The organism is Pseudomonas sp. 1L-E-NC-VB-C3, assembly GCF_057291535.1.
Window position 1 is genome coordinate 95968 of record NZ_JBXAWD010000007.1, and the last position, 13985, is coordinate 109952.

The 13985-nt window shown below is 60.6% G+C and carries 17 protein-coding genes; 8 read left to right on the forward strand and 9 right to left on the reverse strand.

Annotated elements, in window-relative coordinates; genetic code table 11:
* Positions 1–39: 39 nt before the first annotated feature.
* Together AC0Z5Z_RS13270 and AC0Z5Z_RS13275 are read right to left on the reverse strand one after the other, a co-directional pair.
* The gene (locus AC0Z5Z_RS13270; RefSeq protein WP_016771127.1) at positions 40–339 is read right to left on the reverse strand and encodes a YciI family protein; all 300 of its coding nucleotides are present in this window, start codon (positions 337–339) and stop codon (positions 40–42) included.
* A 1-nt stretch (position 340) separates the two neighbouring features.
* Positions 341–937, reverse strand: a complete 597-nt coding sequence (locus AC0Z5Z_RS13275) for a septation protein A (RefSeq protein ID WP_024012071.1) — start codon at positions 935–937, stop codon at positions 341–343.
* A gap of 87 nt (positions 938–1024) precedes the next feature.
* On the opposite strand from AC0Z5Z_RS13275, the gene AC0Z5Z_RS13280 reads away from it, so the two are divergent.
* The 6 genes from AC0Z5Z_RS13280 to rluB all read left to right on the forward strand — a co-directional run bounded on the left by AC0Z5Z_RS13280 (position 1025) and on the right by rluB (position 6028).
* Positions 1025–1888 (forward strand): PHP domain-containing protein, encoded by an 864-nt coding sequence (locus tag AC0Z5Z_RS13280; RefSeq protein WP_460125148.1) that lies wholly within the window; start codon positions 1025–1027, stop codon positions 1886–1888.
* Between the two features lie 13 nt (positions 1889–1901).
* Positions 1902–2531 (forward strand): L-threonylcarbamoyladenylate synthase, encoded by a 630-nt coding sequence (locus AC0Z5Z_RS13285; RefSeq protein WP_041478985.1) that lies wholly within the window; start codon positions 1902–1904, stop codon positions 2529–2531.
* Positions 2532–2654: 123 nt separating this feature from the next.
* Positions 2655–3353: a segregation and condensation protein A gene (locus AC0Z5Z_RS13290; protein WP_172828192.1), complete on the forward strand. Its 699-nt coding sequence runs from the start codon at positions 2655–2657 to the stop codon at positions 3351–3353.
* Between the two features lie 11 nt (positions 3354–3364).
* Complete coding sequence (gene scpB, locus AC0Z5Z_RS13295; protein WP_485611196.1) at positions 3365–4330, forward strand: SMC-Scp complex subunit ScpB; 966 nt, start codon at positions 3365–3367, stop codon at positions 4328–4330.
* 143 nt (positions 4331–4473) lie between these two features.
* Complete coding sequence (locus AC0Z5Z_RS13300; RefSeq protein WP_016771121.1) at positions 4474–4665, forward strand: DUF1289 domain-containing protein; 192 nt, start codon at positions 4474–4476, stop codon at positions 4663–4665.
* Positions 4666–4807: 142 nt separating this feature from the next.
* On the forward strand, positions 4808–6028 hold the full coding sequence (rluB, locus tag AC0Z5Z_RS13305) for a 23S rRNA pseudouridine(2605) synthase RluB (RefSeq protein WP_485611197.1): 1221 nt from the start codon (positions 4808–4810) through the stop codon (positions 6026–6028).
* Positions 6029–6224: 196 nt separating this feature from the next.
* Here the strand turns inward: rluB and AC0Z5Z_RS13310 are convergent, their stop codons facing one another.
* A complete protein-coding gene (locus AC0Z5Z_RS13310; protein WP_485611198.1) occupies positions 6225–7190 on the reverse strand; it encodes a leucyl aminopeptidase in 966 nt (321 codons plus the stop codon).
* Between the two features lie 71 nt (positions 7191–7261).
* Complete coding sequence (locus tag AC0Z5Z_RS13315; protein WP_003222780.1) at positions 7262–7399, reverse strand: hypothetical protein; 138 nt, start codon at positions 7397–7399, stop codon at positions 7262–7264.
* Positions 7400–8291: 892 nt separating this feature from the next.
* On the opposite strand from AC0Z5Z_RS13315, the gene AC0Z5Z_RS13320 reads away from it, so the two are divergent.
* Positions 8292–9704 carry an amino acid permease gene (locus AC0Z5Z_RS13320; protein ID WP_252868992.1) on the forward strand — a complete coding sequence of 471 codons (1413 nt, stop codon included), beginning with the start codon at positions 8292–8294 and terminating at the stop codon, positions 9702–9704.
* Between the two features lie 223 nt (positions 9705–9927).
* Positions 9928–10341 carry an alternative ribosome rescue aminoacyl-tRNA hydrolase ArfB gene (arfB, locus tag AC0Z5Z_RS13325; protein ID WP_016771119.1) on the forward strand — a complete coding sequence of 138 codons (414 nt, stop codon included), beginning with the start codon at positions 9928–9930 and terminating at the stop codon, positions 10339–10341.
* Here the strand turns inward: arfB and AC0Z5Z_RS13330 are convergent.
* From AC0Z5Z_RS13330 to AC0Z5Z_RS13350, 5 genes are all read right to left on the reverse strand, one after another.
* The gene (locus AC0Z5Z_RS13330) at positions 10338–11525 is read right to left on the reverse strand and encodes an MFS transporter (RefSeq protein WP_041479047.1); all 1188 of its coding nucleotides are present in this window, start codon (positions 11523–11525) and stop codon (positions 10338–10340) included. The two genes, arfB and AC0Z5Z_RS13330, sit on opposite strands and share 4 nt — an antisense overlap.
* A gap of 112 nt (positions 11526–11637) precedes the next feature.
* Entirely contained in the window at positions 11638–11820 is a 183-nt protein-coding gene (locus tag AC0Z5Z_RS13335; protein ID WP_039761215.1) for a hypothetical protein, read from the reverse strand.
* 70 nt (positions 11821–11890) lie between these two features.
* Positions 11891–12022, reverse strand: coding sequence for a hypothetical protein (locus tag AC0Z5Z_RS13340; RefSeq protein ID WP_016771117.1), 132 nt, complete (start codon positions 12020–12022; stop codon positions 11891–11893).
* A gap of 333 nt (positions 12023–12355) precedes the next feature.
* Positions 12356–13549 (reverse strand): amino acid aminotransferase, encoded by a 1194-nt coding sequence (locus AC0Z5Z_RS13345; protein ID WP_095180700.1) that lies wholly within the window; start codon positions 13547–13549, stop codon positions 12356–12358.
* A complete protein-coding gene (locus AC0Z5Z_RS13350) occupies positions 13549–13905 on the reverse strand; it encodes a 4a-hydroxytetrahydrobiopterin dehydratase (protein ID WP_016771115.1) in 357 nt (118 codons plus the stop codon). The genes AC0Z5Z_RS13345 and AC0Z5Z_RS13350 overlap by 1 nt, the downstream gene beginning before the upstream one ends.
* Positions 13906–13985 lie beyond the last annotated feature (80 nt).

Below are 13985 nucleotides of genomic sequence, written 5' to 3' on the forward strand. Positions count from 1 at the left end.
GAGCGCGATGAACCGAGAAGGTTCATCGCGTGGAAGGACTTAAGGCAGGACTTGCTTGAACGGCTTGACGATCACATTGGCGTAAACGCCAGCGGCGATGTACGGATCGGCATCGGCCCAGGCCTGTGCGGCGCTGAGGGAGTCGAACTCGGCGACGATCAGGCTGCCGGTGAAACCCGCTGCGCCCGGATCATTGCTGTCGACTGCCGGGTGCGGGCCGGCCAGCACGATGCGGCCTTCGCCCTTGAGCGCTTGCAGGCGTTCCAGATGCGCCGGGCGCGCGGACAGGCGAGCTTCGAGCGAGTTGGCAACGTCGGTGGCAATGATGGCGTAGAGCATGTCAGTCCTCGGTTTTTGGCGTTGTGGTATCGGTGTCATGCAGATGGCGCGACAGGTAGACGCCCTGTGCGACCAGGAACAGCACGGTCATGCCCAGGCTGCCGAACACCTTGAAGTCGACCCAGATGCTCTGGAAGGTGAAAGCGACGAACAGGTTGGCGGCGCCGCAGAACAGGAAGAACGCGATCCAGGCGATGTTCAGGCGGGTCCAGACCGGGTCCGGCAGGGTCAGCGCGTGACCCATGATGCGTTTGATCAGCAAGCGATCGCCGATGAAGTGGCTACCGATAAAGGCGGCAGCGAACAGCCAGTTGACCACCGGCGCTTTCCATTTCAGGAAGGTTTCGCTGTGGAAGGCCAGCGTCAGGCTGCCGAATACCAGGCAGGCGATCAGCGTCAGCCACTGGCTCTTTTCCAGCTTGCGCTGCTTGATGAACAGCGCGCCGTACACCACCAGGGAACTGATGATCAGCATCGCCGTGGCGCTGTAGATACCGCCTACGGTCACTTGCTGGCCGGCAATGTCGACGACCCGTGGATCAAGTTTGTAAACGATGAAGAACAGCAGAAGCGGGATGAAATCGATGAATTGTTTCACAGTGAGAGCCAGAAGCTGGATGTGGCGGCATAATAACAAACATATGGGCGCGCGATAGCGCCAGCTGATTTGAGGTTACAACTCCCCGTGAATGTTGATTTGCACTGCCACAGCACGGCCTCCGACGGCGCCCTGGCGCCTGCGGTTCTGGTTGCGCGAGCGTTCGAAAACGGCGTGCGAGTCCTGGCGTTGACCGACCACGACACTCTTGAGGGGCTCGCCGAGGCGCGTACTGCCGCCGCCGAGTTGGGCATGCAACTGGTCAATGGCGTCGAATTGTCCTGCACCTGGGGCGGGGCGACCATTCACGTATTGGGCTACGGTTTCGACGTCAACGCTGCGCCGTTGGTCGAAGCGATCGCCAAATTGCACGATGGCCGCTGGCTGCGGTCGGAAGAAATAAGCCGCAAGCTCGCTCTGAAGGGCATGCCCGGGGCCCTCGACGGCGCCCGGCAGATCCAGCAGGAACTGGGCGACAGCGGCAACGCGCCGGCCCGGCCGCATTTCGCCGACTGGATGGTGCGTGAAGGTTATGTAAAGGATCGCGCCGAGGCGTTCCGCAAATGGCTCGGCGCCGGCAAACTCGGCGACGTCAAACTGCACTGGCCGACGCTGGAAGACACTGTCGGGACCCTGCGCGCCGCCGGTGCCTGGGTCAGCCTGGCGCATCCCTGGCACTACGATTTCACCCGTAGCAAGCGCCGAAAGCTGATTGCCGACTATATTCAAGCAGGCGGGCATGCTATCGAGGTGGTCAATGGCCATCAGCCCGCAGAACAGGTGGGCAGCCTGGCGATCCTTGCCCGTGAGTTCGGTCTGCTGGTCAGCGCCGGCAGTGACTTCCATGGCCCTGGCGGCTGGTCCGAGATCGGCCAGTACCGGCCGGTTCCCGAGGACCTTCCACCCCTGTGGTGTCGGTTCAAACATGACACAGATATTGCCGCCGTCTGAACAGGTAGAGAATGTGAGTCAATTTTTCCAGATACATCCGGAAAACCCGCAAGCGCGCCTGATCAAACAGGCGGTCGAGATCATCCGCAAAGGCGGGGTGGTGATTTATCCCACGGACTCGTCCTACGCCATTGGTTGCCAGATCGGCGACAAGACCGCCATCGAGCGTGTGCGACGGCTGCGTCAGCTCGATGAAAAGCACAACTTCGCGCTGATCTGCAGCGACCTGTCGCAACTGGGCAATTACGCCAAGATCGACACCGGCACCTTCCGCATTCTCAAGGCGCACCTGCCGGGGCCTTACACCTTTATTCTCAACGCCACCCGCGAAGTGCCGCGCCTGTTGCTGCATCCGAAAAAACGCACCATCGGCCTGCGCGTGCCAAGCCATCCGATCGCGCTGGCGCTGCTGGCCGAACTCGGCGAGCCGCTGATGAGCGTGACGCTGATCATGCCCGGCGATGAAGACCCACTTACCGATCCCTACGAAATGCGCCAGTTGCTCGAGCACCAGGTCGATCTGATCATCGACGGCGGCTTTGGCGGCATCAAGGCCTCGACGGTGATTGACCTGACTGGCGACGACCCGGAAGTGGTCCGCGTCGGTTGCGGCGATCCGACGCCGTTCATGGTCGAGGCCTGAATGTCCGCAGTGGAAACCGTGGTCGATCCCCAGGCCGGCGCCCAGCAGGAACTGCCGTTCGCGATGGTCTATGGTCAGGCGGTCATGGAAATGCCGCTGGACCTGTACATCCCGCCGGATGCGCTGGAAGTCTTCCTTGAAGCCTTCGAAGGCCCGCTCGACCTGCTGCTGTATCTGATCCGCAAACAGAACATCAACATCCTCGACATCCCGGTGGCGGAAATCACTCGCCAGTACATGGGCTACGTCGAGTTGATGCAGTCGGTGCGTCTGGAGCTGGCCGCCGAATATCTGGTGATGGCGGCGATGCTCGCCGAGATCAAATCGCGCATGCTTCTGCCGCGCGCCGAAACCGTTGAAGATGAAGAAGACGACCCGCGTGCTGAACTGATCCGCCGCTTGCAGGAATACGAGCGCTTCAAGGCTGCTGCCGAAGGTATCGATGGGCTGAGTCGGGTGGGCCGCGATGTGATCGTGCCCAAGCTCGACGCCCCGGAAGCACGGGCGCGCAAGCTGTTGCCCGACGTCGCGCTGGAAGAGATTCTGATGTGCATGGCCGAGGTGCTGCGCCGTGGCGACATGTTCGAAAGCCACCAGGTCAGCCGTGAAGCGCTGTCCACCCGCGAACGCATGAGCGATGTGCTGGAACGGCTCAAGGGCGGCGGCTTCGTGCCGTTTGTCGAGCTGTTCACCGCTGAAGAAGGCCGCCTGGGTGTGGTGGTGACCTTCATGGCGATCCTTGAACTGGTCAAGGAATCCTTGGTCGAGCTGGTGCAGAATGAGCCGTTCGCCGCGATCCACGTGCGAGCCCGAGCCGAATAACGAGTCCCTGTATGAACCTGACTGAACCCCGCGAGCTGGCGTCCCTGCTTGAAGCCTTTCTGTTGGCCTCGGGAAAGCCGCAATCCCTTGAGCGCCTGTATGAACTGTTTGAAGAAGGCGAGCGGCCCGAGCCGGCGGTCTTCAAGAAAGCCCTGACCCTGCTCGGCAAGTCCTGCGAGGGTCGCGCCTTTGAACTAAAGGAAGTCTCGTCGGGCTATCGTTTGCAGATCCGCGAGAAGTTTTCACCGTGGGTCGGCCGTCTCTGGGAAGAACGCCCGCAGCGCTATTCCCGTGCGTTGCTGGAGACCATCGCGCTGATCGCCTATCGCCAGCCGATCACCCGTGGCGAGATCGAAGACGTGCGTGGCGTGGCGGTCAACAGCAACATCGTCAAGACCTTGCTCGAGCGTGAGTGGATCCGCGTCGTCGGCTATCGCGACGTGCCGGGCAAACCGGCGATGTTCGCCACGACCAAGGCGTTTCTCGATCACTTCAACCTGAAAAACCTTGAAGATCTGCCGCCGCTGGCCGAGCTGCGCGAGATGGAAGCCGAACCGGTGCTCGACTTCGACGACGCGCCGGTGCCGCAGAGTCTGCAGGAACTGGCCGACGCCAGCGCCGAGCCGGAGGAGGAGAAGGAAGAAACCAGTTTCCATTCCCTGCTGCTGGAGCTGGACAGCATGGAAGAGGGCATCAAAACCGATTTCGACGATTTGCTGCGCGATGCGGTGGATGGCGAAGCGCCGGTGCCCGAGCCTGAGATCATCGAGCCGGTTGTTGAAGCTGAAGTTGAACTTGAAGCGGCGCCTGACGCCGAACCGGAAGAGGACGTCCTGGGCGTCGCCGAGGCCCGCGAGAAACTCCTGGCCGCCGTTGCCGCCCTCGAACAGCCTGAACCGGAACTCAGCGAAGAAGAAGCCGAAGCCCGCGCACTGGCCGAGGCGATCGAAGCCGAACGGCGCGAGTTCGAAGACTGACGCCTATCGAGAAACCAGTGAAGACGCTGTGGGAGCGAGCCTGCTCGCGAAGGCGGTGTGTCAGATACATTAATGCTGAATGACAACGGGCCTTCGCGAGCAGGCTCGCTCCCACAGGGTGAAATGTCGTTCTGGAGATTGCGATGAGCTCAACCAAAGACCCCTGCATCAGCCTCTGCAAATTCTCCGACGACATCTGCCTGGGTTGCGGTCGCAGCAAGCGCGAGATCAAGGCCTGGAAGAAGCTCGACAAGGACGACAAACGCACGGTGCTGGCCGAAGCCGCGCTGCGCCTGATCAAACTCGGCGGTGCCGGTCGGCGGAAAAAGAAATAACCGGCAATCGATCAGCTAGTCTCTGATGCGCGATGGCGCACATCCGCGTATGATTCGCGACCCTTCGCCGATCCCTTCGGCCTGGACCCAGTTTTCAATACTTCAGGCGCCGCCTGAACAGACCACACCGGGAGGTGCCCAGATGAGTGACATCAATCAGAAAGACGACCAGGAAATCGGCCCAGCAGGCGAAAAGCTGCAGAAGGTCCTCGCCCGTATCGGCGTCGGCTCGCGCCGTGACGTGGAATCCTGGATCAGCCAGGGCCGGATCAAGGTCAATGGCAAAGACGCCACCCTCGGCCTGCGCGTCGACATGCACGACGCCATTACCATCGATGGCAAGGTGATCAAACGCGAAGAGGCCGCCGAATCGGTGCGCCGCGTGATCATGTACAACAAGCCTGACGGCGAAATCTGCACCCGTGACGACCCGGAAGGCCGTCCGACCGTGTTCGACAAGCTGCCGCGTCCGAAAGAAGGCCGCTGGATCAACATCGGCCGTCTCGACATCAACACCACCGGTCTGCTGATGTTCACCACTGACGGTGAGCTGGCCAACCGTCTGATGCACCCGTCCTACGAGATGGACCGCGAGTACGCCGTGCGTGTACGCGGTGAAGTCGACGACGAGATGATCGAACGCCTGAAGGCCGGCGTGGTGCTGGAAGACGGTCCGGCGCGTTTCACCGACATTCAACAGGCGCCGGGCGGTGAAGGCTTCAACCATTGGTACCACTGCGTGGTCATGGAAGGGCGCAACCGTGAAGTGCGTCGTCTGTGGGAATCGCAGGGTCTGGTGGTCAGCCGTCTGAAGCGCGTGCGTTTCGGTCCGGTGTTCCTCAACTCCGACCTGCCGATGGGCCGCTGGCGCGAAATGAGCCAGTACGAAGTCGACGTCCTCAGCGCCGAAGTCGGCCTGACGCCGGTGGCAATGCCGCAGCTGAACGCCAAGAGCAAGGACAAGCTCGAACGCATGCAGCGCAAATCGTCGCGGCCGATGGCCAAGACCGAGCGCGTACGTACCCTGCGTCCAGCCGCCGGCGCACCGACCGGTCCACGCCCGGGCCGCGAGCCGCAAATCGAAGGCGAGCGTCCAGGTCGCAAGCCAGTTGCCCGTGACGGCGAGCGCGCACCGCGTCCGGCCAGCGGTCGCACTGAGCGTGGCGAAGGTCGTGCACCGGCCGGTCGCGGTACGCCAGTGGCGGATCGTCCAGCCGACACCACCAACAAGCGCCCGGCCAAACCGGCGCCAAAGCGTCCGGGGATCAAACTGGTCGACGGCGACAAGCCCTCGGGCAAGCGTCGCGGCGCACCGGCCGGTTCCGGTCAGCGCCCGGGGTTCGGACGCAAGAAGCCTGAGTGAGGCAGCTGTGAGTTACTAGCTGCAAGCTGCAAGTTGAAGCAAAAACGCCAACCTTAGGGTTGGCGTTTTTTTTCGTCTGGCGAAACTCATGTAGCGTCTGATTGGGCCTCTTCGCGAGCAGGCTCGCTCCCACATTGGAGTTGCGTCGAACATAAATCCCTGTGGGAGCGAGCCTGCTCGCGAAGGTGTCAGTCGCCTAAAACACAAATCGGCCATCGAAAACCGGCTTGTCATCCAGCGCCAACACCCCGCCAGAAAAGATCAGGTCCAGGTGATGACTGCCCTTGGCGCCACCGCCTAATCCAAGATGCAACCCACAATGCCGCTCCTCAAACCCGGCATTGCGCGCATACAGATCCTTCACGCCTTCGTTTGTGCCAATCCCCAACTCCTCAATCCGCCGGTTCGACGGGTTGGCATCCAGGTATTTGTTGAAATCATGCTCCAGCCCCGGCACGTCGGTGGCGATGCGGCTGATGGTCGAATTCTCGATCCACAGCTCCAGCGGCGATTCCAGCACGCCGTACTTGCGCGCGAAGGGGATGGTGCTGAGGAAGGTGCCCTTGAACTTCACATGGCCGTTGATAGCTTCGCTGTGGGTGGCGATTTCGCCGGGGGCGAGGTCGAAGTTGCCGACGCCATTGATGTCGGTCCACTTCTTGATGCTGCTCATCGGCGTTTCGAACCATGAGCCGTGGTCATCCTTGAAACTCAGCATGGTCGCTTGGGACATGCGCTGGATCAGGTGACTGTTGAGCCCGGCGATGCGTTGCGGGGTGATGCTGAAGGTGTCGTAGAAATAGTCGCCGTAATCCTTGAACAGCAGCGACTTCTTCCAGTTTTCCGCCATCACCGCTTGCAGCGCACGAACGAATTCCGGGCCGTCGGGGCGTGGGTTGGGCAGGGTGGAAGAGTCGTAGAAGAAAATGTACAGATCGCTGTCGGCAATTGCCTCGGACAGCGCTGCGGTGCTTTCCAGGTCCAGGCGCCGGGCGCTGAACTCAAAGCGCGGATGCTCGCCGGCCTGTTCGGCAATGGCGCCGGTCAGGGCTTCGTAATCGGCGGTGTGGCCAAGCATGACCTTCGCCGAGTCGAGGCCGGCGAGGGCAGGGTGATGTTCGAGGTAGTAAAGGAAATGCGAGATGGCGCGGGGCTTGTCCATGAATCCTCCCTGACTGACCGGGGAATGAAGCGGCAGGCACGACCGGCCGGACCGTGCCTGCCCGGGATGTCTTACAGAGGCCACATCGCCGTGCCGAACGGAACCACCGCGTCGGCTTGCATCATTTCCACAGCGGCCTCATGGGTTGGCGCTTCAAACCATTCGTCCAGTTGCAGTTCGGTATCCAAGTCTTTTTCCAGTGCTTGCATGGTCGATCTCCTAGAGAATTTCACGGTTTATGACTGACCGGTCGAGGTGGCCGGTGAGACGTGAAAAACCTAGTTGAGGCTTTTTCGTAATGCAAAATTTTATCCATTTAATTTTTAAATAGACTTTTTGTTCTGTTTTTCAGGATCGGTTTTCTTATTTGAAAACAAAAAACTAGGCAGGCGAAATTGATAGCAAGCTAGCTACCGTCAATATGCAGACGTCCTTCGGAAATTTCTGATTCGGAAAATATTCGTTACGCGTTGTAAACAAAACGTGACGAAAAGACCCCGCCGGAGCGGTGATTTCCCGACTCCGCATCGGTTGTAAGGAAAAGCTTCCGTAAGCCGGGAGAACAGCTGCCGCGCAAGGCTCTGGCGCGCTTGTTTCCAGCCTTCAGGCAGGGTGTGATGCGCCCCATGCCTGTCGTGCAGGCGAATAACAAGAAGGAGGCGCAATGAACGCCGCGACTGATTTCCACTTCTCCCCGTGGGACGGTTTTTTCCTCGTCCCCGTCGATGGCCTGCAAAGGCCTGACTCATATTTTGCAGCCGCTCGGCACTGTCGAGGCGGACACGTGCAATCCCGGCAACCGACACGCTGATCAGGCGGGTCTGGCAGCAGGGGGTTAGCGGTGTACAATGCGCCGCGTTTTAACTGTGACCCTCTGCGTAATCGCAAAAATCTCGAGGCTATCCGCCTTGTTCACTCCGCCGCGCCACAAGCGTGCCGGGTTCGATTTCGTCACAGATAAAAACAAACAGGTGACGCATGACCGTTGTAAATGAGCTGAACTCCTGGTGCCTGCGCTGGGGTTTGATCGGGGCTGCCTGAAATCGCAACCTTGCAGCAACGTCTACTGAACATCATCAAACCTTGCGTGAGACCTTTTTCATGAGTGGACAACCCTCGCAATCAGGCGAGCTTAAACGCGGCCTGAAAAATCGCCATATTCAACTGATCGCCCTCGGTGGCGCGATCGGTACCGGATTGTTCCTCGGTTCTGCCGGGGTACTGAAATCCGCCGGCCCGTCGATGATCCTCGGCTACGCCATTTGCGGCTTCATCGCCTTCATGATCATGCGCCAGCTCGGCGAAATGATCGTCGAAGAGCCGGTGGCCGGTTCCTTCAGCCACTTCGCCCACAAATACTGGGGCGGTTTCGCCGGTTTCCTCTCGGGCTGGAACTGCTGGATTCTGTACATTCTGGTGGGCATGTCCGAGCTGACAGCGGTCGGCAAGTACATCCATTACTGGGCGCCGGATATCCCGACCTGGGTCTCCGCTGCTGCATTCTTCGTGCTGATCAACGCGATCAACCTGGCCAACGTCAAAGTCTTCGGTGAGGCCGAATTCTGGTTTGCGATCATCAAGGTCGTGGCCATCGTCGGCATGATCGCCCTGGGCAGCTACCTGCTGGTCAGCGGCCATGGCGGCCCGCAAGCCTCGGTGAGCAACCTGTGGTCCCACGGCGGTTTCTTTCCCAACGGGGTGAGCGGTCTGGTGATGGCCATGGCGATCATCATGTTCTCTTTCGGCGGTCTGGAAATGCTCGGCTTCACCGCTGCTGAAGCCGATAAACCGAAAACCGTGATCCCGAAAGCGATCAACCAGGTGATCTACCGCATCCTGATTTTCTACATCGGCGCGCTGGTGATCCTGCTGTCGCTGACTCCTTGGGACAGCCTGCTGGAAACGCTCAACGCCTCGGGTGATTCCTACAGCGGCAGCCCGTTCGTACAAGTGTTCTCGATGCTCGGCAGCAACACCGCCGCGCACATCCTCAACTTCGTCGTGCTGACCGCCGCGCTGTCGGTGTACAACAGCGGCACCTACTGCAACAGCCGTATGCTGCTGGGGATGGCCGAGCAGGGCGATGCGCCAAAAGCTCTGGCGAAGATCGACAAGCGCGGCGTGCCGGTGCGTTCGATTCTGGCTTCGGCGGCAGTGACGCTGGTTGCCGTGTTGCTCAACTACCTGATCCCGCAGCACGCGCTGGAACTGCTGATGTCGCTGGTGGTTGCGACGCTGGTGATCAACTGGGCGATGATCAGCTACTCGCACTTCAAATTCCGCCAGCACATGAACCAGACCAGACAGACGCCACTGTTCAAGGCGCTGTGGTACCCGTACGGCAACTTCGTCTGCCTGGCGTTCGTGGTGTTCATCCTCGGCGTGATGCTGCTGATCCCGGGGATTCAGATCTCGGTGTACGCGATTCCGGTGTGGGTGGTGTTCATGTGGGTCTGCTACCTGATCAAGAACAAGCGCAGTGCCCAGCAGGCGCTGCCAGTGATCGCCAAGTAACCGCTCAAGCAGAAACAGCAAACCCGGCCAAGTGCCGGGTTTGTTGTTTTGAAATGGAAAAATCTGACATCACACCGAACCCTGTGGGAGCGAGCCTGCTCGCGAAAGCGGTCCATCAGAAACATCTGCATCGACTGACACACCGCCTTCGCGAGCAGGCTCGCTCCCACAGAGGTTGAGTGAATCGGGTTATCCTGCACGCTCTGATTACGGACGCTTTTCCATGCTGGTGATTTCCAACAACGTGCATCTGCCGGATGCCGAGATCGAATTGACCGCCATCCGCGCGCAAGGCGCCGGTGGGCAGAATGTCAACAAGGTCTCCAGCGCCATGCACTTGCGCTTCGACATTCCCAACTCGTCTTTGCCGGAGTTCTACAAGGAACGCCTGCTGGCACTGCGTGACAGCCGTATCACCAGCGATGGCGTGCTGATCATCAAGGCGCAGCAATACCGAACCCAGGAAGCCAACCGCGCCGATGCGCTGGAGCGGCTGGTCGAGCTGATTCTCAGCGCCACCAAAGTGGAAAAGAAACGCCGCCCGACCAAGCCGACCCTTGGCTCGAAGAAGCGTCGGCTGGAGTCGAAAACCAAGCGCGGCAGTATCAAGGCCGGGCGCGGCAAGGTGGACTTCTAAACCTCGCGATACTTCGCCGTGTGCTTGTACAGATAGACACTCAAGCCAAGGCCGCTCAACGCTGCAAATGCGGCGAACAGGAAGATCGAAGCAAAACCGAATCCTGCTGCGATCGCCCCGGCCAGCGGCCCGGTGATCCCCAGCGACAAATCAATGAACAGTGAATAGGCACCGACCGCCGCGCCACGGCTCGAGGCCGGCACCAGATTCACCGCCTCCACGCCCAGCGCCGGGAACACCAGCGAGAAGCCGAAACCGCTCAGCGCCGCGCCCGCCAGTGCCCAATGCGCATCCGGCGCAATCCACAGCAACAACAGCCCCAACGTTTCCACCGACAGGCAGGCAATCGCCACGCGAAATCCGCCGAGGCGGTTGATCAGGTTGCCGAACAGCAGCCGCGCGCCGATGAAGCTGGCGCCGAACAGGCTCAGGCACAGCACGGCGTTGTCCCAGTGCTGGGTCGCGTAATACAGGGTGATGAAAGTGGCGATGGTGCCAAAACCGATCGAACCCAGCGCGAGCCCGCAGCCGTGGGGGAAGACTTTGCCCAGCACATGCATGAACGGCAGGCGTTCGCCGGCGACGATCGGCGCGGCGGTCTTCGGCCATGCCAGCGCCAGACCGAGCAGGGCGAGGAGGATGATGCTCACGCCCATGCTCCACAGCCCCAACCTGCTTACCAGCCACACACCGAACGGCGCGCCGATCGCCAGGGCGCCGTAACTGGCGATGCCGTTCCAGGAAATCACTTTCGCCGTATTCGCCGCGCCGACCCGGCCGATGCCCCAGCCAATCGAACCGGAACCGACCAGGCTTTCCGCGCTGCCCAGCACCAGACGGCCAATTAAGAGGCTGATCAGACTGAGCAGCGGCAGGTTCGGCGTCCACGCGGAAATCAGCATGAACACACCGCTCAAGCCGCAACCAGCGAGGCCAATCATCACTGCGCGTTTACTGCCCTGGTTGTCGATGATCTTGCCGGCATACGGGCGGCTGAGCAGGGTGGCAAGGTATTGCACGCTGATCACCAGCCCGGCGATCACGGCGCCGAAACCAAGGTCACTGTGGACATAGCCCGGCAACACGGCGAGCGGGATGCCGATGTTCAGGTAACCGATAAAGGTGAAGAGGACGATGGAGACTACTTGCAGCGTAACCGCCAGCGGACGCTGGGGCTCGGATATAGACGACATGGGTAACGATCCACGGGAGCAGCAGATTAGATAGGCTGCTCATGATACCGGCGTGAACCGTTCAGGGGCGGGGAAAAGTAAAACTATTTGCCGGGCGGCGCTTTCAGGATTTCGCCGGGGCGACCAGTTGCGTGGTGACGAGGGCGGCGAGGGCGTTTTCTTCGCTGCCGAAACGTTCGAGCAGGGCAGCTTGCTTCTCGGGCGAGAGGCGATTCCAGATCTCGATCATCTTCTCGGTGGCGCCGATCAGCACGGCAGCTTGGCTTTCGGAGAATTCGTCGGTCATGGCGGGCTCGGGTTTCAGGCAGTGTGGAAAGCGCATGTTAGCGCTTTCCACACGGTCTGTACGGCGGGTCTTACTCTTCGCTGTCGGCTTTGCGGCTGTCAGCGGCTTCTTGCGGCTCGGGCTTTTCAGCACCGGCGTGTTGCGGGGTCGTCTGCTCAGGTACGTGCAGGCTTGGGAAGGGGAGATTGGGAATCTCGTGCATGGGTGCGCTCCTCGCTAAGTCTGTTGATAGATCAGGTGCTCCGCGCTTTACAAAGCCTGCGCAGGATACAGCAGGAAAAATGACAATCAGACTTTTAATTCAAATTAATGCGACAGATGGCCGCAGGGCGCGAGATCAACCGAAAACTAAATGTGGGAACGGGCCCTGTGGTGAGGGGATTTATCCCCGATGGGCTGCGAAGCGGCCCCAGACCCTGCATACGCGGAATGTCTGACACTCCGCGAGCAACAGTGTACGACTGCTGCGCAGCCGGGCGGGGATAAATCCCCTCGCCACAAGGGCCCGCTCCGACCGGGTTGTGTACTGCAAAAACTATTTGCAGGCGTCAGCGATCGCGTCAGCGAGCATTGCGAGGCGGGTGGCGTCAATGCCGGCGACGTTCGCGCGGCCGGAGCTGACCATGTACACGCTGTGCCGCTCGCGCAGGGTTTTCACCTGTTCCGGCGACAGGCCCGTGTAGGAGAACATCCCGCGTTGCACACCGATGTGCGCGAAACGCTCGCGCAAACCGTGGGGTTCCAGCGCTTCGACCAGACCGCTGCGCAGCTGGGCGATCCGCAGACGCATCGCTTCCACTTCATCGGCCCAGCGCGCTTTCAGCTCTGGATCGGCGAGGATGGTCGCGACCACCGCCGCGCCGTGATCCGGCGGCGTCGACCACAGGTTGCGGGCGATATTGGCCAGTTGGCTGCGGATGTCGATGAGCTTGTCGGCGCTGGTCGCGCAGACGATCAGCGCACCGGTACGGTCGCGATACAGGCCGAAGTTCTTCGAGCAGGAACTGGTGATCAGCAGCTCCGGCACTTGCGCCGCGAACAACCGGGTCGACCACGCGTCCTGCTCCAGGCCATCGCCAAAACCCTGATAAGCAAAGTCGATCAGCGGCAGCAGATCGCGGCTGCGCACCACTTCAAGCACGCGCTTCCAGTCGTCATGGCTCAGGTCGAAACCGGTCGGGTTGTGGCAGCACGCATGCAGCAGCACCACGTCGCCCTTCGGCACTTCCTTGAGCACGGCGAGCATCGCTTCGACGTCGAGGCGATTGTCACTGCCCACATAGGGGTAGTGGCTGACCTTGACCTTGGCGGCGGCGAAAATGGTTTCGTGAATCGGCCAGGTCGGGTTGCTCAACCACACGCCTTTGCCCGGCAGGCATTGCGCGATGAAGTCGGCAGCCAGACGCAGGGCGCCGGTGCCGCCCGGGGTCTGGGTGGCGCCGGCGCGTTGTTCGGTGATCAGTTGTGAGTCGGCACCGAGCACCAGCTCATTGATGACCTTGCCGAACAACGGGTTGCCGTGGCCACCGATGTAGGTTTTGGTGTCCTGGCTTTCGACCAGTCGCGCTTCGGCGATTTTCACCGCTTCGGGAATCGGCGTCAGGCCCTGGGCATCCTTGTAGACGCCAACGCCGAGGTCGAACTTGCGCGGATTGGCATCCTGCGCATAGGCCTCCATCAAACCGAGAATCGGGTCGCCGGGAACCCGGCCGATGGCGTCGAAGTGCATCACTTGCGTCCTTCTGCGGTCTTCGCTACTTCGTCAGTGCGCGCGGCCATGATGAAGTCGTTGCGGTGCAGGCCTTTGATCGAGTGGCTCCACCAGGTCACGGTGACTTTGCCCCACTCGGTCAGCAGGCCCGGGTGGTGACCTTCGGCCTCGGAGATCTCGCCGACGGCGTTGGTGAACGCCAGCGCGTGTTTGAAGTTCTTGAACAGGAAAACTTTCTCCAACTGCATGATGCCGTCGCGTACTTCGATGTTCCAGTCAGGGATCTGCTTGATCAGGATCGGCAGCTCTTCGTCGCTGACTTGTGGCGCATCGGCGCGGCAGGCTTCGCAGTGGGCTTGGTTCAAAGTCGACATGGTGTATTCCTGAAAACGAGTGTGTTTTTTATTAAAGCGCGTGTGCCGCCAATGCCGTCACGCTAAAGCAAAGTGGCGGC

Coding starts and splice junctions, on each gene's coding strand:
- AC0Z5Z_RS13270 (WP_016771127.1), bottom strand. CDS start 339: ATGCTCTACGCCATCATTGCCACCGACGTTGCCAACTCGCTCGAAGCT.
- scpB (WP_485611196.1), top strand. CDS start 3,365: ATGAACCTGACTGAACCCCGCGAGCTGGCGTCCCTGCTTGAAGCCTTT.
- AC0Z5Z_RS13300 (WP_016771121.1), top strand. CDS start 4,474: ATGAGCTCAACCAAAGACCCCTGCATCAGCCTCTGCAAATTCTCCGAC.
- rluB (WP_485611197.1), top strand. CDS start 4,808: ATGAGTGACATCAATCAGAAAGACGACCAGGAAATCGGCCCAGCAGGC.
- AC0Z5Z_RS13310 (WP_485611198.1), bottom strand. CDS start 7,190: ATGGACAAGCCCCGCGCCATCTCGCATTTCCTTTACTACCTCGAACAT.
- AC0Z5Z_RS13315 (WP_003222780.1), bottom strand. CDS start 7,399: ATGCAAGCACTGGAAAAAGACTTGGATACCGAACTGCAACTGGACGAA.
- AC0Z5Z_RS13320 (WP_252868992.1), top strand. CDS start 8,292: ATGAGTGGACAACCCTCGCAATCAGGCGAGCTTAAACGCGGCCTGAAA.
- arfB (WP_016771119.1), top strand. CDS start 9,928: ATGCTGGTGATTTCCAACAACGTGCATCTGCCGGATGCCGAGATCGAA.
- AC0Z5Z_RS13335 (WP_039761215.1), bottom strand. CDS start 11,820: ATGACCGACGAATTCTCCGAAAGCCAAGCTGCCGTGCTGATCGGCGCC.
- AC0Z5Z_RS13340 (WP_016771117.1), bottom strand. CDS start 12,022: ATGCACGAGATTCCCAATCTCCCCTTCCCAAGCCTGCACGTACCTGAG.
- AC0Z5Z_RS13345 (WP_095180700.1), bottom strand. CDS start 13,549: ATGCACTTCGACGCCATCGGCCGGGTTCCCGGCGACCCGATTCTCGGT.
- AC0Z5Z_RS13350 (WP_016771115.1), bottom strand. CDS start 13,905: ATGTCGACTTTGAACCAAGCCCACTGCGAAGCCTGCCGCGCCGATGCG.